The following is a 17588-nucleotide window of genomic DNA, read 5'->3' as shown; positions in this document are numbered from 1 at the left end:
TGTCTCTTAACTAGGGGAGAAGTTTCCGATCGGCAACAAAACAGCCTTCCTCTGAAACCGAACTCAATTTCTTGTTTATCAAGAAAGTGCTGCGGATTTTTCCAGACCGCCCTTCAGGCCCCCAATCCACTTGCAGTCACCTGCCTATCCTCTACACCTTAAAAGGACGCAGCGCCGAGGAGAGCGAGAATGGCCAAAGACACGCCCCAGACCTTCTACCTGAAAGATTACACCCCTTTTGGATACGACGTTGAAAGCGTTCACCTGACCTTCCGCCTGTCGCCGGAAACCACCCGGGTTCTCAGCAAAATCCGCTTTGCACCCAAGGCGGACGCGGCAGACAAGACATTCTTCCTGCACGGCGAAGACCTCCAGCTGATCTCGGCCAAGATCGATGGCCAGGAAGTTGCGCCGGAAGTGACAGACAAAGGCCTCAGTTGCGACGTGCCCGGCGCCCCCTTCACCTGGGAAGCCGAGGTGGAGATCAACCCGGCCGGCAATACCGCGCTGGAAGGGCTATACATGTCCAACCGCATGTATTGCACCCAGTGCGAGGCTGAGGGTTTCCGCAAGATCACTTACTACCCCGACCGCCCAGACGTGATGTCCACCTTCACCGTCAGGATTGAGGGCGACGAGCCGGTGATGCTGTCGAACGGCAACCCCATGGGCCACGGCGAAGGCTGGGCTGAATGGCACGATCCCTGGCCGAAACCGGCCTATCTGTTTGCTCTGGTTGCGGGCGATCTGGTCAACCATCCCGGCCAATTCACCACCAAATCCGGCAAAGTGGTGGAGCTGAACATCTGGGTCCGTCCCGGCCCTGATGAGGGCAAATGCGCCTTTGGCATGGAAGCATTGAAAAAGTCGATGACATGGGACGAGGAGGTCTATGGCCTCGAATACGACCTGGAGCTGTTCAACATCGTGGCCGTGGACGACTTCAACATGGGCGCGATGGAGAACAAAGGGTTGAACATTTTCAACTCCTCCTGCGTCCTGGCGTCCCCGGAAACCTCCACAGATGCAAATTTCGAACGTATTGAGGCGATAATCGCCCATGAGTACTTTCACAACTGGACCGGGAACCGCATCACCTGCCGCGACTGGTTCCAACTGTGCCTCAAGGAAGGTTTGACGGTCTTCCGCGACGCCCAGTTTACCTCCGACATGCGTTCGGAACCGGTCAAACGGATCGAGGATGTGATCACCCTGCGTGCCCGCCAATTCCCCGAGGACGGCGGCCCCTTGGCCCATCCGCCGCGCCCCGAGGAGTTCCAGGAGATCAACAACTTCTATACCGCCACCGTCTATGAGAAAGGCGCCGAGGTGATCGGCATGCTCAAGCGGCTGGTAGGGGATGAGAATTACTACAAGGCGCTGAAACTCTATTTTGAGCGCCACGACGGCCAAGCCTGTACCATCGAGGACTGGCTTCAGGTGTTCGAGGACGCCACCGGCCGCGACCTGCAGCAATTCAAACTGTGGTACAGTCAGGCAGGCACCCCGCGGGTGAAAGTGTCCGAGGAATACGCCGACGGCACCTATACCCTGACGCTTGAACAATCGACGCCGCCGACGCCGGGCCAGCCGGACAAGGCGCCGCGGGTGATCCCGATGGCGGTGGGCCTGTTGTCCCCAACGGCGACGAGGTCCGCGCGACAGAGGTGCTGGAGCTGACGGAAGCCAAGCAAAGCTTCACCTTCGACGGCCTCGCTGCCAAACCGGTGCCCTCGATCCTGCGCGAGTTTTCCGCCCCGGTGATCCTGGAGCGCGACACCACCAATGCCGAACGCGCCTTCCTGCTGGCCCATGACACCGACCCGTTCAACCGCTGGGAGGCAGGCAACGCGCTGGCCAAGGAGGTCCGCTTGGCGATGGTGCTGGACGGTGCCGCGCCCGATGGCGCCTATCTGGATGCGCTGGAAAAACTGGTGCGCGATGACGATCAGGACCCGGCCTTCCGCGCGCTGGTGCTGTCGCCGCCCAGCCAGGCCGACATCGCCCAGACACTGTTTGAACGCGGCTATACCCCCGATCCGCAGAAAATCTATGACGCGGCTGAGACCTTTACCCAAACCCTGGCGCAGCAACTGGAAACCAGCCTGCCCGGCTTTATGCTGCCACCACAGTCGAAGGCCCTTATGCGCCGGACGCCGATAGCGCCGGCAAACGCGCCCTGAACGGCCGTATCCTGTCACTGCTCACCCGTCTGGACGGCGGCGAACAGGCCGCGCGCCAATACGCAGCTGCGGACAACATGACCCAGCAATACACCGCCCTCGCCGCGCTGATGAAGGCTGAAAAAGGCGATGCCCAATCCCAGGCCTTCTTTGATCAGTGGAATGACGACCGGCTGGTGATGGACAAATGGTTCGCCCTGCAGATCGCCTGCGCAGCGCCACAGAAAACCGCAGCCACCGCAGCCGCCCTGACCAATCATGCGCTGTTCGACATGAAAAACCCCAACCGTTTCCGCGCAGTCTTTGGCGCATTGGCGGGCAACCACGCGGGCTTCCATCACGCCAGCGGCGAGGCCTATGCCCTGCTGGCAGAGAACCTGATTGCATTGGACAAGCTGAACCCGCAGACCACTGCCCGCATGTGCGCCGCCTTCCAGACTTGGAAACGCTATGACGCCGGCCGCCAGTCGCTGATCCGCGCCCGGATGAGCCGCATTGCCGGCGCGCCGGGTCTCAGCCGGGACACCAATGAGATGATCACCCGGATCCTGGATGCCTGAAACACCGGAACCACGCTCTCCGGCGGCGGATTACAGCTTCTCGCGCCGGGGCCGCTCTCCCACGGCAATGCTGGCAACCGGCGGCTGGCTGGCGGCGCTGCTGGTGTTGTGGCTCTTGCTGGATGCGGCCGTTTGGCTGGTGATCCTGCTGGCTCTGCCGGTTGTTCCTGCGCTGCTGGACCTGATCCGCAACCCCCTGTCAGGCCTCATGTTTTCTGGAAACCAATTGGAATGGTTCACCGGAGGCCTGACCGGCAAGGCCGAGCTTGGAGAGATCGACCGCGTGCGTTTTGACACCCGATGGGATTTCTCAGTCCGCGCCACATTGATCCTGCGCAACGGTAAACGCATCCGCTTGCCGCAAGAGGCCACCCCGCCGCACGCCGAAGCGGACGCCGCATTCCAGGCCCGCGGCATCAGGACCGAACGCCATTATTTCACTGCGTTTTGACGGCGCTGGTCTTGAACTTGCGCATCAGCTGCCATTGCCGCTGCCGCCACCCGCGATTGTTCCCATTGAGGCGTTAACTTCCCCAGTGCCGCCATCTTTGCGCCCCAATGCCTGACGACATTGGGAGCAACGATAAGCTGCCACTCATCAGGAAGCGCAAATGCTCACAACCTCACGACAGGCACGGGATTTTCTGTCCCGCATTTCAGGTCTGGTTTCCGACCGCTCCAAGCCTGCCGCCACTTCTGTTCCTGTTCCTGTTTCGTCCTGGTCCCTGCCCCGGCAGAGGAACTGCTGAACCGCCGCCTGGAAGACAGCCTGTCGATCCCGGTCAGCCGCGAACAGGGTGATCCGGATTGCATCCAGGCCCAGGACCGCGGCCAGTTTCTGGCCCGTCAGGAGCGCTGGGACGAACTGTCCGGCAAATCGGTGAAGCAGATCAATCCCGCGCCGCCGCACGCTGCGGACTGCCGCTGGCCGACCTCATCGCCTATGGTGCCCGGGCTGATGTTGTGAACGCAACCGAAGATGCGCTGACGGAAAACCAGGATGTCTGCAACCGCACATTGATCCGCGGCCTGATGGCGTTTGAAGCGTTGCGGGCCGAGAACCGCCACGACCCCTATCTGACAGCGCTGGTCGCCCTTGCCCATATCGACATCGGCTGGGCCTGGCGCGGATCTGAGGGACCCATTGCAGCCCCGCAGGCGAACCAGCGCCGCTGCGCCGCCCATTTCGACCGTGCCGCGGCCTTGCTGGATCCAATTGCAAACGATTGCCAGGACAGCCCGTTCCTGAAAGCCGCACACTGCGCGCTGTTTGCCGGCCGCAATGCCGGGACGCTGCGGGTGGCCGATGAATTCGCCGCGCTGATCGATCTCGCTCCCGGCAACCACCGCCACATGCGCACACTCGGCACCCATATGCTGCCGCGCCGGTCCGGCTCCTATGCGGCCCTCGAACTGGAGGCCCGCCGCACCGCCTCGCGCACCGCTGAAACCTGGGGGCCGGCGGCTACGCTTGGGTCTATTTCGACGCCATTGCCATCGACGATCAGGCCTGCGCCCGTGTTGACTCCCGGCTCTTTCTCGACGGGCTGAAGGACATCGTCAATGCCAACCCCTCGCAGGAAATGATCAACCTGCTGGCCGCCTATTGCACGGTTTCCCTGCGCAAGGGTCTGGGGCAAAACCTGCAAGCCGACCTGCCGCGGCTGAAGATTGCCGAGGCTGCAAACTGGCTGATCCGCGATCACCTGACGGAACTGCATCCGCTGGTCTGGGCGCATGCCGCCGAAGGCTTTGACAACAGCGCCCGCATCCGCTCTGTCAGCCGCTTTGCCGCCCGTGGCCATGCCGGCGCGCTTGCGGCCATCGCCGGGCAATTCCGCGAAGAGATCGAAGGCGGGCAACAAATCGCCTTTACCGGCCGGGGCCTGCAAGTCAGCCCGGCGTAACTGGCCGGTATCAAGGAAAAAGCGGGGCCATGGCCCCGCTTTGCTAAGTTTTCTTGAAGGCATCCATCAGCGCCGCGCCCAGCGCGCCTGTGCCCTGCCCCTTGCCTTGACTGTCCTTGGGGCTGGCAGAGGTTTTGCCTTTTGCGCCGGCAGGCATGCCGCCCCGCCGCGGCCCCGCGCCCTTGGACGGACCGCGCGCGCTGCGGTCCTCCTTGGCCGAAGCACCGCCATCCTTGCGCATGGTCAGTCCAATCCGTTTGCGCGGCACATCGACTTCGGTGACCGTCACCTTGACCACCTGGCCGGTCTTCACAACCTCATGCGGGTCCTTCACAAAACGGTCCGCCAACTGGCTGACATGCACCAGCCCGTCCTGATGCACGCCAATGTCCACAAAGGCGCCAAAGGCTGCCACATTTGTCACCGTGCCTTCAAGCACCATGCCCGGTTTCAGGTCGGTGATCTGCTCCACCCCGTCTTTGAAGGACGCCGTCACAAAAGAAGGACGCGGGTCGCGGCCCGGCTTTTCCAGCTCCTGCAAAATGTCCCGCACGGTGGGCAGACCGAAACTGTCGCTGACAAAATCCTCTGCCCGCAGCCCTTTCAAGGCGGTCTCATCGCCCATGATCTGGCGGATGTCGCGCCCGCAGGCTGCAACCACCCTGCGCGCCACATCATAGGCCTCGGGGTGGACCGAGGACGCATCCAGCGGTTCCTTGCCATCGCGGATGCGCAGGAAGCCCGCACATTGCTCAAACGCCTTGGGGCCCAGCCGCGCCACCTTCAGCAGCTCCTTGCGGGACATAAACGCACCATTCACATCGCGGTGCGCCACAATCGCCTCCGCCAAGCCGGGGCCAAGACCCGAGACATGCGCCAGCAGCGGCGCCGATGCCATGTTGAGATCCACACCCACCCCGTTCACCACATCCTCGATCACTGCCTCCAGCGATTTCGAAAGTTTGTGCTGGTCCACATCGTGCTGATACTGGCCCACACCGATGCTTTTGGGTTCGATCTTCACCAGTTCCGCCAGCGGGTCCTGCAGGCGCCGCGCAATCGACACCGCGCCGCGCAAGCTCACGTCCAGATCCGGGAATTCCCGCGCTGCCAGCTCGGACGCGGAATAGACCGAGGCGCCAGCCTCAGACACCACCACCTTGGTCGGCGCCTTCACTTTCGCGGGCAGATGGTTCAGCACCTCCGCCACCATCCGCTCGGTCTCGCGGCTGGCAGTGCCGTTGCCAATGGCGATCAGCTCGACGCCATGCTCGGCGATCAGTTTGACGATGGACACTTGCGCGCCGCGCAGATCATTCTTCGGCTGAAACGGGTACAGCGTCTCGGTGGCCACCAGTTTGCCCGTAGCATCAACCACCGCCGCCTTGACGCCGGTGCGGATGCCCGGGTCCAGCCCGAGAGTCGGCCGCGCACCGGCTGGCGCTGCAAACAGCAAGTCCTTCAGGTTGCGTGCAAACACCTGAATGGCATCTTCCTGCGCCCGCCCCCGCAAATCGCCCATCAGTTCCAGCATCATCGACAGGCTCAGCTTCACCCGCCAGGTCCAGCCTGCCACCTTGCGCAGCCAGATATCCCCGGACCATTGCCGCCCGCGCCCAGCTCCGCTGCGACCATCGCCTCGGCCCTGGCCGCGCCTTCCTCCGGCTCCGGCCCCACATCCAGCGTCAGCACGCCTTCATTTGCGCCGCGCAGCATCGCCAGTGCCCGGTGTGACGGAACATCCGCCCAGCGCTCGGTATGGGCAAAATAGTCCGAAAACTTGGCGCCTTCCTGTTCCTTGCCTTCTATCACCTTGGCTGTGAGCACCGCCTCCCGCTGCAGGAACTCCCGCAACCGCCCCAGCAGATGCGCCTTTTCCGTCAGACGCTCGGTCAGAATGTCCCGCGCCCCGTTCAGCGCATCCTTCACCGTTGCCACCGTCCCGGTCACATACCCGCCGGCCAGCTGTTCCGGGTCAGCACTCCGGTCCGCCAGAATGGCATCGGCCAGCGGCTCCAGCCCGTTTTCGCGCGCAATCATTGCCTTAGTGCGCCGCTTGGGCTTGTAAGGCAGATAGATATCCTCCAGCTGAGCCTTGGTCTCTGCCTTGGCGATTGAGGCCGCCAGATCTTCGGTCAGCTTGTCCTGCCCCTTGATCGAATCGAAGATAGCCGCCCGCCGCTTTTCCAGCTCGCGCAGATATTCCAGCCGTTCCGCCAGGGTGCGCAGCTGGGTATCATCCAACCCGCCCGTCGCCTCCTTCCGGTAGCGAGCGACAAAGGGCACCGTCGCGCCCTCGTCCAGCAGCGAAACCGCGGCGTTCACCTGTTTCGATGCGGCGCCGATTTCTGCGGCGATTGTCTGGCTGATGCGGGCGGATGTGTCCAATGCGGCCTCCTGAAATTCTGCTCGGGCATCTTTCTTAGCCGCGCTGGCGGGCACCGCCAAGCGAATGTTTCGCCCCCGGCGGAGGGCCGCACCCAAACCTGAGAGGCTGCGAACGCGCCCTCCCCTTTGCCGGAGGCAAACCTGCGGTTTGACGGGAGCGGCGGGCGCGGCCCGGTCTTTTAGCCCGCACCAAGCGCCCATTGCCCTCTTGCCCCTGCCCGCCAGCGGGCCTAGAACGCTTGCCAACATCGGACATTCGGATACGGCGGAAAACCATGCTCGACCTGACATATGAACTCCCCAAGCCCAAGGTGATCGCGGGCGCCAAGCATGACTGGGAACTGGTCATCGGCATGGAGGTGCATGCCCAGGTCAGCTCAAAGTCCAAGCTGTTCTCCGGCGCCTCCACAAAATTCGGCGCCGAACCGAACTCCAATGTGGCTTTTGTGGACGCGGCAATGCCCGGCATGCTGCCGGTGATCAACGAATACTGCATTGAACAGGCGGTGCGCACCGGGCTGGGCCTGAAGGCTGACATCAACCTGTGGTCGGCCTTTGACCGCAAGAATTACTTCTACCCCGACCTGCCGCAGGGCTACCAGATTTCACAGCTCTACCATCCCATTGTGGGTGAGGGCGAAGTGCTGGTGGAACTGGGCGACGGCACCGCACGCAACGTGCGGGTCGAGCGCATCCACATGGAGCAGGACGCGGGCAAATCGATCCACGACATGGATCCCAACATGTCCTTTGTCGACCTGAACCGGACCGGCGTCTGCCTGATGGAGATCGTGTCGCGCCCCGACATCCGCGGGCCGGAAGAAGCCGCCGCCTATATCGCCAAGCTGCGCCAGATCATGCAGTACCTGGGCACCTGCGACGGCAACATGCAGAACGGTAATCTGCGCGCCGACGTGAACGTTTCGGTCTGCTTGCCGGGCCAGTACGAGAAGTACCAGGAAACCCAGGATTTCGGCCACCTCGGCACCCGCTGCGAGATCAAAAACATGAACTCCATGCGCTTCATCCAGCAGGCCATCGAAGTCGAGGCCCGCCGCCAGATCGCCATCATCGAAGCGGGTGGCAAGATCGACCAGGAAACCCGGCTCTATGATCCGGACAAGGGCGAAACCCGCTCCATGCGGTCCAAGGAAGAAGCGCATGATTACCGCTATTTCCCCGACCCCGACCTGCTGCCGCTGGAGATCGAACAAGCCTGGGTCGATGACATCGCCGCCAAGCTGCCGGAACTGCCGGACGAGAAAAAGGCGCGCTTCATCAAAGACTTCGGACTTAGCGACTATGACGCCTCGGTGCTGACCGCCGAGGTCGAGGCCGCGGCCTACTTTGAAGAAACCGCCAATGGCCGCAACGGCAAGCTGGCTGCCAACTGGGTGATCAACGAACTGTTCGGCCGCCTTAAGAAAGAAGATCATGCCATCAGCGATTCGCCGGTTTCCCCGGCGCAGCTCGGCGGTATCATCGATCTGATTTCCTCGGACGCCATCTCGGGCAAGATCGCCAAGGACCTGTTCGAGATCGTCTATACCGAAGGTGGCGACCCTGCGCAGATCGTCGAAGAGCGCGGCATGAAGCAGGTGACCGACACCGGCGCCATCGAAACCGCCCTGGATGAGATCATCGCCGCCAACCCGGCGCAGGTGGAAAAGGCCAAGGTGAACCCGAAACTGGCAGGCTGGTTTGTCGGCCAGGTGATGAAAGCCACCGGCGGCAAGGCCAACCCGGCTGCCGTGAACAAGCTGGTGGCCCAGAAACTGGGCGGCTGACCGCTTTCGGACGCAGTTTTTAAGAGGGGCGCCGCCGGCGCCCTTTTTGTTTGCCCCGGCGGGGTCTGAACAGACACCACTGGGCGGCTTCACGGCCTTCCGCCAGCGCATCCACGATTGCGTTCCGGCAGGCCGCCCCCGGTCATCAAGCCAATTACCTGTCTTGGCCCGCTCCAAATTGCTTGCTACAAGCCCTCAAGCAGGAAGAGTAAAGCAAATGCAAGCCTACGAATACAAAGTTGTCCCCGCCCCGGCCAAGGGCACCAAGGCGAAAGGGGTCAAGACCCCGGAGGCGCGCTTTGCCAATTCGGTTGAGAGTCTGCTGAATGAGATGGCTGCCGGCGGCTGGGAATTCCAGCGCGCCGAACTGCTGCCAAGCGAGGAGCGGTCCGGCCTTACAGGCTCCACCACCAACTGGCGCAATGTGATGGTTTTCCGCCGGGCGCTGGCCGCGGATCAGCCGGCAGAATTGCCGGCACCAGGCCGCAAGGAACCCGCTGCCCCCTCAGTCGAGTTCCGCCATTCCGAGCCGCACACACCGCCGCTCACCGCGGCGGCCGGCGATCCGGAGGCGCCGCCGGAGGCAACCCAGGTGCCCGGTCCGGGCGCCGCCAGGATGCAGTCGGATGACGGTGTCGAGGAACTCAGCCCGGTTGCCGGCATGACTGCCGCGCTGAAGAAACGCGCCGAACAGAAAGGCGACGGGGAGGACTGATCCTCCCGCGCCCGGGTGCCTAGACCCCGATATCCAGCGCCAGCGCGTGAATGCGCGGCACAATACCCCCCAGCGCCTTATGCACGGCGCGGTGCTGCGCCACCCGGTTCATGCCCTCGAACGCTCCGGCGCGGATCATCACTGCAAAATGGCTCTCGCCCGAGCCATCGTCGCCTGCATGGCCTGCATGTTTATGGCTTTCGTTCACCACCTCCAGCGCGCTGGGGGCAAAGGCCGCCTGCAGCGCTGCTTCCATCTCATTCTTCACGTTCATTTTCCGCTCATCCCCATAATTTTTTCGGCGCGCCCCCTTCTATCTGGCGCACCTTAGACTAAACTGCTGCCTCCGAGTCGAACAGATGCGTCTAGAAGGTGCGCCCCCATGAGCAAGTCCGATCCCTTTGGCTTTGATATGTCCATCCGCTCAGCCAAAAAGAAAAATCCGCGCGGACGCCGGGCCGCCACCGGCGCGTCCGAAACCTCCGTCCGCCAATGCGACAAGGACGGTTGCGAAGAAGCCGGCAAGTTCCGCGCGCCCAAGGCGCCGGATGTTCTGGATGATTTCTACTGGTTCTGCCAGGAGCACGTGCGCGAATACAACAACGGCTGGAACTTCTTTGAAGGCACCACCGAGGCCGAGCTGAACGCGCAGCAGTCCAAGGACAAGGTCTGGGAGCGCGAGACCAAGCCGATGGGCGACCCCGAGGCCCGCGCCTGGGCCCGTCTCGGCATTGAGGACCCGCATCAGGTGCTGGGCGTCAATGCGACGCAGAACCCGGGCCGGGCTGCCAAGGCGGGCCGCCGCCTGCCGCCCACCGAGCGCCGCGCGATCGAGATCCTGGAAGCCAAGGACGACTGGACCAAGGCCGATATCCGCAAGGCCTATAAGAAGCTGATCAAGGTGCTGCACCCCGACATCAACGGCGGCGACCGCAGCCAGGAAGAGCAGCTGCAAGAAGTCATGTGGGCCTGGGACCAGATCAAGGACAGCAAAAGCTTCAAATAGGCGGCCGGAACACGGATGCGCAAAGAGCGGCCTGGGGCCGCTCTTTTTTTGCCGAAGGCGGCCCCCGGCCATGGCAAGGCAGGCGCCAAGGGTCAGGCAGCTATCCTTTGGGTCAGGCGGCAGCGCTTTTGCAGCCGCCGCAGCGGGATTTCTATCCTTTTGCAGGCAGGCAGAGCGGGCATTTCCCGCGTAAATTGATCTCACCAGATCCGCTTACCTGCCCCAACAGGAGACAGCCCATGCACCGCCTCATCCTCACCGCCCGGCTGACCGCCGGAACCAGCCATCAGCAGATCGCCAAATTCATCAGCCGGAACCGCCCGGCCTTCCGCGATGCCGGCGCCACCGGCATGATGATCCGCAGCGGTGAACAGGTGTATTTCATCCTGGAAGGACCACAAGCCGCCTTGCAGAACACCGCCGGCCAAGCCAAATCCAGCCCGCTGTTCGCGTCTGCCGGCGTCACCAGCACAATGCCAGTCAGCTGCCGAGTCTTCGACAAAATCTGCCTGGCCTATGCGAGGCCGGAAAACCTAGGCGACGGGATGCGCCGCGCAATCACCCTGCTGACCGGGCTGGAGTTCACCCCGCCGGCGCTGGCCGCCTGACGCCCTGCACCGGCCGCCCCGCGGCCCGTGTCACGGGAAACCGCCTCAGGCCAGGCTGCTATGGGCGGTCTTTCGCCGAAACGTTAAGATAGACTTTTTATTTCTTTGACGTGTGCTGCCACGACCGGTTACCCAAAGATGTGCCGGCCGCAGCCTACCCCCCAAAGCTCAGCAAGAGCCGGCAAAACGCGCCCCCCGCTGCCCGGCTGGGGGCGCTGTGCTTCAGATGGGACGCTGCCAGCCTTTCCCCTCATGCCCGTCCAGATCCGGAACAATCGCAACCTCAGCTGGTTTCTGGCGTTACTTTCCCTTGCCCTTGCCCGCCAGATCAGGCACCAATCCCGCGAATTGACCCCTGACAGCAGGGATGAGGGATAAGGATCGACTGCGATGACCGACGGCTTTGTGGATATGGATGCGAAACCGACCGAAACAGTTTCGGTGCGCGATGTGTTCGGGATCGACACCGACATGACCGTCAAGGGCTTTGCCGAGACCTCGGACCGGGTGCCGGCCGTGGACCCCACCTACAAGTTTGATCCGGAAACCACGCTGGCCATCCTGGCGGGTTTCAGCCACAACCGCCGGGTGATGATCCAGGGCTATCACGGCACCGGCAAATCGACCCATATCGAACAGGTCGCGGCGCGCCTGAACTGGCCTTCCGTGCGTGTGAACCTCGACAGCCACATCAGCCGGATCGACCTCATCGGCAAGGACGCGATCAAGCTGCGCGACGGCAAACAGGTCACTGAATTCCACGAAGGCATCCTGCCCTGGGCGCTGCGCAACCCGGTTGCGATTGTGTTCGACGAATATGACGCGGGCCGCGCCGACGTGATGTTTGTGATCCAGCGGGTGCTGGAGCATGACGGCAAGCTGACCCTTCTGGACCAGAACGAGATCATCACTCCGAACCCGTTCTTCCGCCTGTTTGCAACTGCCAATACCGTTGGCCTGGGCGACACCACCGGGCTGTACCACGGCACTCAGCAGATCAACCAGGCCCAGATGGACCGCTGGTCGCTGGTCTCGACCCTGAACTACCTGAGTCATGATGCCGAGGCCGCAATCATCCTGTCCAAGGCTCCGCATTACAACACCGCCGAAGGCCGCAAGACCATCAGCCAGATGGTCACCGTTGCAGACCTCACCCGCACCGCCTTCATGAACGGCGATCTGTCGACCGTGATGTCGCCGCGGACCGTGATCAACTGGGCCCAGAACGTCGAGATCTTCCGTAACGTGGGCTATGCCTTCCGCCTGTCGTTCCTGAACAAATGCGACGAGCTGGAGCGTCAAACCGTGGCCGAGTTCTACCAGCGCTGCTTTGACGAAGAGCTGCCGGAAAGCGCTGCAAGCGTTTCGCTGGGCTAACAGCAAAGTGCCGCCCGGCCGTCAGGCCGGGCAGTGCCCGACCGCCCTGTCGAACCAAAAGGTTCGCCTTCGGCAAAACGGAGCGGGCACTTCGTTTCCCGCCCGCGGCCGGGCACCGCCCTCAATCAGGTCCTGAGAGAATACTGGACAACGGCCGCGCAAGACGGAATGCTTGGACTAAGGATTGCTTGCGACCATGAAAAAGCCCAAAGACAACCCAGCCGATCCGTTCAAAAAGGCGCTGGCCGAAGCCACCAAGGTGATGGCCAACGACCCGGAACTGTCCGTCAGTTATACCGTTGACCCGTCAGGCTTGTCGGGTGATTCAATGCGGCTGCCGCAGGTCTCGCGCCGGATGTCCCGCGAAGAGGTTCTGCTGGCCCGCGGCACCGCCGACGCGCTGGCGCTGCGCCACAAATTCCACGACGACGCCACCCACGCCAAATATACCCCGCAGGGCGAAATGGCCCGCGACCTCTATGAGGCGATGGAAACCGCCCGCTGCGAGGCGATGGGCGCACGCCACATGCCCGGCACCGCCTCCAACATCGACGTGAAGATCCGCAACGAGTCGATCCGCCGCGGATATGATCAGATGAAGTCGTCTTCCGAGGCGCCGCTGGCCGCCTCAGCCGGCTATCTGATCCGCCATCTGGCCACTGGCCGCCCGCTGCCCGAAGGGGCCTCCAACATCATGGAGCTGTGGCGCGGTTTCATCGAATCCCAGGCTGGCGGCACGCTGGAAAACCTGGACGAGACGATTGCCGACCAGGCAGCATTCGCCAAACTGGCGCGGCAGGTGATTTCCGACCTCGGCTATGGCGACCAGCTGGGTGATGACCCGGATGAGCTGGACGACGACGCAAATGACGATGCTGAGGACAACACCGAAGAGCAGGACGATCCGGACAGCACCGGCCAGGACGACTCTGAGGACGAACAGGCCGACGCCAGCCCCGAGCAATCCCAGGAACAGCAGCAGGACGAGAGCCAGGCCCAGGTCTCGATGGACGAGATGGCGGATGACGAGTTCGCCGAGGACACCGAAATGCCCGACGGCGAAGCGCCGCTGGAGCCGCCCGCCCCGCCGCCCGCATCCGAGGCCGATCCGGACTATAAGGTGTTTCAGGACGCCAATGATGAGGAAATTGCCGCCGAGGACCTGGCCGAGCCTGCCGAACTGGAGCGCCTGCGCGCCTATCTCGACCAGCAGCTGGAACCGCTGAAGGGCGCAGTTTCGCGCCTTGCCAACAAGCTGCAGCGCCGCTTGCAGGCGCAGCAGAACCGGTCATGGGAGTTTGACCTTGAGGAGGGCACGCTGGATGCCGGCCGCCTGGCCCGTGTCGTCGCCAACCCGACAACACCGCTCAGCTTCAAGCGCGAGAAGGACACTGAATTCCGCGACACCGTGGTGACGCTGCTGCTGGACAACTCCGGCTCGATGCGCGGCCGTCCGATCTCAATCGCGGCGATTTGCGCTGATGTGCTGGCGCGCACGCTTGAACGCTGCAACGTGAAGGTCGAAGTCCTTGGCTTCACCACCCGTGCCTGGAAAGGCGGGCTGGCGCGCGAGGGCTGGCTGAACGAGGGCCGCCCGCAGCAACCCGGACGCCTCAACGATTTGCGCCACATCATCTACAAGGGCGCCGATGCGCCGATGCGCCGGACCCGCACCAATCTGGGCCTGATGATGAAAGAGGGCCTGTTGAAGGAAAACATCGACGGCGAGGCGCTGGAATGGGCGCACCGGCGGATGACGGCCCGGCAGGAGGCGCGCAAGATCCTGATGGTGATCTCCGACGGCGCGCCGGTGGACGATTCGACGCTCTCGGTGAACCCGGCGAACTACCTGGAAAAGCACCTGCGCGACGTGATCGCCATGGTGGAGAAACGCAAACAGGTGGAGTTGCTGGCGATCGGCATCGGCCATGATGTGACCCGTTACTATGAACGCGCAGTCACGATCACCGACGTGGAGCAACTGGCCGGCGCAATGACCGAGCAGCTGGCGGCGCTGTTCGACAGCGACCCGCGCGCCCGCGCCCGGGTGATGGGCATCAAACGCGCCAGCTGACCTCAGCCTTCTCCCTTCAGCCAAATTTGCCCTCCCGCGCCTTTGGCCGGCATCCAGGGTGCTGCCCTCAGCTTTGGGCGTGGCCGCGCGCAGACGCGCGCGGCGGCACCGGATGCGCAGCCCCCGGTGCCCGGCCCAACGGGGCGAAGGGCATCGCAAGATGACCTGACACCGGGCGGGAGCGCCCCGCTTGCCCTGTGCCGCAAGGTCTGCAGCAAACCCATGCTGTCAGGCTTGCCAGCAGCAAGGCGATTTGGGACAAGAAGGGGCGCACCGCTGCTGCGCCTTTTCATTTGCGCTGCCAGGGCCATCCGCCCCAATCCGCCCCGCCTTTCAGCAGGAGAGATACCCATGTTCCAGACATTCGATGTGACCGCCCGCCCGGAACAGGGCCCGCCCCGGCTGGCGGCCCTGCGCAAAGAGCTGGCTGGCGAAGGTCTGGATGGTTTCCTGGTGCCCCGTGCCGACGCCCACCAGGGCGAATATGTTGCGCCTCGCGATGACCGGCTTGCCTGGCTCACCGGTTTTACCGGCTCGGCCGGCTTCTGTGCCGCCCTCACGGACATTGCCGGTGTATTTATCGACGGACGCTACCGCACCCAGGTGAAACGCCAGGTGGCCGCCGATTTCACGCCGGTGCCCTGGCCCGAGGTGCAGCTGGCCGGCTGGTTGAAGGCACAGCTTCCCGAAGGCGGCAAGATCGGATTTGACCCCTGGCTGCATGCAGCGGGCCAGATCACCGCGTTGACCCAGGATCTGAAGGGCAGCGGCATCACCCTGACACAATGCGGCAACCTGGTGGACCGGATCTGGCAGGACCAGCCCGCACCGCCGATGCAGCCTGTTGCCGCGCACCCTCTTGATTACGCGGGCGAAAGCGCTGCTGAGAAATGCGCGCGGCTGGCCAAGGACCTGCACGATGCAGGCCAGGCGGCGGCGGTCATTACCCTGCCCGACAGCATCATGTGGCTGCTGAACATCCGCGGCGCCGATGTGGCCCGCAACCCGGTGGCACACGGCTTTGCCATCCTGCACAGCGACGCGCGGGTGGATTTGTTCATGGCTGCTGACAAGCTGGCAGGACTGCAGGATCATTTTGGCAGCACCGTCACCCTGCACCCGCCCGAAGCGTTCCTCAAGGCCGCAGCGGCGCTCAACGGCTCCGTCGCCGCAGACGCCGGAACCCTGCCGCAGATCGTGGCGGACGCGTTAGGCAGCCGGATGGTGCCCGCAGGCGATCCCTGCGCCCTGCCCAAGGCGCGCAAAAACGCAGCCGAGATTGCAGGCAGCGCCGCCGCCCATCTGCGCGATGGCGCGGCAATTGTCGAAATGCTGGCCTGGCTCGACGCGCAGCCCCCTGGCACCATCACCGAAATCGGCGCGGTCACGAAACTGGAAGCGCTGCGCCGCGAAGACCAAGCTCTGCGCGACATCAGTTTCGAGACCATTGCAGGCACCGGAGAGAACGGCGCGGTGATGCACTACCGGGTGACCGAGGAAACCGACACGCGGCTGGAAGACGGGCATCTTTTGGTGCTGGACAGCGGCGGCCAGTATCTCGACGGCACCACCGACATCACCCGCACCATCGCCATCGGCACCCCCGGATCCGAGGAACGCGACGCCTATACCCGCGTGCTGCAGGGCATGATCGCCATGTCCCGCCTGCGCTGGCCCAAGGGGCTGGCAGGCCGCGATATCGAATGCATCGGCCGGATGCCGCTGTGGCTGGCAGGCCAGGATTTCAACCACGGTCTTGGCCATGGCGTCGGCGCCTACCTCAGCGTGCATGAAGGCCCGCAGCGGCTGGCACGCACCAGCCACGTGCCGCTGGAACCCGGCATGATCCTGTCGAACGAGCCGGGGTATTACCGCGAAGGCGCCTTTGGCATCCGGATCGAGAACCTTCTGGTGGTTGAACAGGCCCCGGCCCTTGACACCAGCGACGCCGAGCGCGAAATGCTGTGCTGGCGCACGCTCACCTTTGCCCCCATTGACCGGCGGCTGGTGAACACCGCGATGCTGTCAGCCGCCGAGAAAGACTGGCTCGACAGCTATCACCAAGAGGTTTCGGCAAAGACCGGACCGCTGCTCAGCCCCGCCGCAAAGGCGTGGCTTGATGCCGCAACCGCCCCCTTGTGACACTGAGGTGTTACATAGGCTGCTACATAGACTGAACCAACGTCGACACGCACGAAGAGAATGGAAAAACACGCATGACCACTATCCGTATCCGTAAGGCCGAAGGCACCTGGACCGTCCGCTCCGGCGGCGCCGTACTGGGGGAAAGCTCCAATGCTTTGGAGCTGACAGAGGGCGATATGGATCCGGTCATCTATTTCCCGCGCGAAGACATCGCCATGGCCTTCCTGGACCGCACCAGCAAAACCGCCCAGTGCCGGCACAAGGGCGAGGCCAGCTATTTTTCGATCGCCAACAAGTCGTCTGTCACCGAAAACGCGGCGTGGAGCTATGAAGACCCGGCTGAAGCGGCGGCTGAAATCAAGGGCTGCCTGGCGTTCGTGCTGAGCGACTCTGTCAAGGTTGAACAAGTGTAAGCCGGTTATCCGGGTTGCAGGGCCGTTTCACGGAACGCGCCGCACCCGGGCCGCAGGAGCAGAACGTCCCGTAAAAAAGATCCCCCACCGGTGCACCAGCGCCGGTGTTTTGCATTTGCGGGAAACCCGTTCCCGCAGCCAGATGCCCGCTGCAGCAACAGCCGGCCCGGTTCAGCAACGGGAGCCGGCGCCGCTGGGGCAGCTATTGTACCGCAAAGGCCGGGGTTCAGGCCAAAACGGCGCGGCTGAGGTTCAGCCTGGCTTCCTCCAGCGCATCACCTGCGCCTAGAATGTCGGTTTCGCGGGCGCATTGGATCGCATAGTTGATCACTGCTTCCAGCGCTGCCCGTTCGTTTGCCCGTTCGTCTGCCTTGTTGTTCGCACCAGCCTCTTGCGAGCCGATTTCGAAATTGCGCATGATTCCC

At 63.3% G+C, this 17588-nt stretch carries 13 protein-coding genes and 2 pseudogenes; 12 read left to right on the top strand and 3 right to left on the bottom strand.

From position 1 onward, the window contains the following. The first annotated feature begins 189 nt into the window (after window positions 1-189). The 4 genes and pseudogenes from pepN (at window position 190) to ETW23_RS25780 (ending at window position 4650) form a co-directional block, all read left to right on the top strand. Window positions 190-2743, top strand: a pseudogene (gene pepN, locus ETW23_RS06570) (aminopeptidase N). Then, a complete protein-coding gene (locus tag ETW23_RS06565; RefSeq protein ID WP_134829512.1) occupies window positions 2736-3194 on the top strand; it encodes a hypothetical protein in 459 nt (152 codons plus the stop codon). Before pepN ends, ETW23_RS06565 begins: the two are co-directional and overlap by 8 nt. Window positions 3195-3706: 512 nt before the next feature. After that, the gene (locus ETW23_RS25785) at window positions 3707-4294 is read left to right on the top strand and encodes a hypothetical protein (RefSeq protein ID WP_254695162.1); all 588 of its coding nucleotides are present in this window, start codon (window positions 3707-3709) and stop codon (window positions 4292-4294) included. Window positions 4295-4326: 32 nt separating this feature from the next. Then, on the top strand, window positions 4327-4650 hold the full coding sequence (locus tag ETW23_RS25780) for a hypothetical protein (RefSeq protein WP_254695161.1): 324 nt from the start codon (window positions 4327-4329) through the stop codon (window positions 4648-4650). A gap of 43 nt (window positions 4651-4693) precedes the next feature. On the opposite strand, the pseudogene ETW23_RS06555 reads toward ETW23_RS25780, so the two are convergent. After that, a pseudogene (locus ETW23_RS06555) lies at window positions 4694-7038 on the bottom strand (Tex family protein). A gap of 275 nt (window positions 7039-7313) precedes the next feature. On the opposite strand from ETW23_RS06555, the gene gatB reads away from it, so the two are divergent. Beyond that, a complete protein-coding gene (gatB, locus tag ETW23_RS06550) occupies window positions 7314-8825 on the top strand; it encodes an Asp-tRNA(Asn)/Glu-tRNA(Gln) amidotransferase subunit GatB (RefSeq protein ID WP_134829511.1) in 1512 nt (503 codons plus the stop codon). A 217-nt stretch (window positions 8826-9042) separates the two neighbouring features. Beyond that, window positions 9043-9540 (top strand): DUF4177 domain-containing protein, encoded by a 498-nt coding sequence (locus ETW23_RS06545; RefSeq protein ID WP_129371453.1) that lies wholly within the window; start codon window positions 9043-9045, stop codon window positions 9538-9540. A gap of 19 nt (window positions 9541-9559) precedes the next feature. Here ETW23_RS06545 and ETW23_RS06540 read toward each other — a convergent pair whose 3' ends face one another. Beyond that, a complete protein-coding gene (locus ETW23_RS06540; RefSeq protein ID WP_134829510.1) occupies window positions 9560-9814 on the bottom strand; it encodes a BolA family transcriptional regulator in 255 nt (84 codons plus the stop codon). 108 nt (window positions 9815-9922) lie between these two features. Between ETW23_RS06540 and ETW23_RS06535 the strand changes: the two genes are divergently transcribed. From ETW23_RS06535 to ETW23_RS06510, 6 genes are all read left to right on the top strand, one after another. Then, entirely contained in the window at window positions 9923-10546 is a 624-nt protein-coding gene (locus ETW23_RS06535) for a DnaJ domain-containing protein (RefSeq protein WP_027258359.1), read from the top strand. Between the two features lie 239 nt (window positions 10547-10785). Next, window positions 10786-11154: a BLUF domain-containing protein gene (locus ETW23_RS06530; RefSeq protein ID WP_134829509.1), complete on the top strand. Its 369-nt coding sequence runs from the start codon at window positions 10786-10788 to the stop codon at window positions 11152-11154. 390 nt (window positions 11155-11544) lie between these two features. Next, the gene (cobS, locus tag ETW23_RS06525; RefSeq protein ID WP_129371456.1) at window positions 11545-12531 is read left to right on the top strand and encodes a cobaltochelatase subunit CobS; all 987 of its coding nucleotides are present in this window, start codon (window positions 11545-11547) and stop codon (window positions 12529-12531) included. 196 nt (window positions 12532-12727) lie between these two features. Then, entirely contained in the window at window positions 12728-14605 is a 1878-nt protein-coding gene (gene cobT / locus ETW23_RS06520) for a cobaltochelatase subunit CobT (RefSeq protein WP_134829508.1), read from the top strand. A 351-nt stretch (window positions 14606-14956) separates the two neighbouring features. Further along, entirely contained in the window at window positions 14957-16747 is a 1791-nt protein-coding gene (locus ETW23_RS06515; RefSeq protein WP_134829507.1) for an aminopeptidase P family protein, read from the top strand. A 74-nt stretch (window positions 16748-16821) separates the two neighbouring features. After that, window positions 16822-17163: a DUF427 domain-containing protein gene (locus ETW23_RS06510; RefSeq protein WP_129371459.1), complete on the top strand. Its 342-nt coding sequence runs from the start codon at window positions 16822-16824 to the stop codon at window positions 17161-17163. 226 nt (window positions 17164-17389) lie between these two features. Here the strand turns inward: ETW23_RS06510 and ETW23_RS06505 are convergent, their stop codons facing one another. Beyond that, on the bottom strand, window positions 17390-17581 hold the full coding sequence (locus ETW23_RS06505) for a hypothetical protein (RefSeq protein ID WP_129371460.1): 192 nt from the start codon (window positions 17579-17581) through the stop codon (window positions 17390-17392). Window positions 17582-17588: the final 7 nt, after the last annotated feature.

It is taken from the genome of Leisingera sp. NJS201, from assembly GCF_004535885.1.
In the GTDB taxonomy this organism is placed as follows: Bacteria; Pseudomonadota; Alphaproteobacteria; order Rhodobacterales; family Rhodobacteraceae; genus Leisingera.
This window is presented reverse-complemented; position numbering and strand designations above follow the sequence as displayed.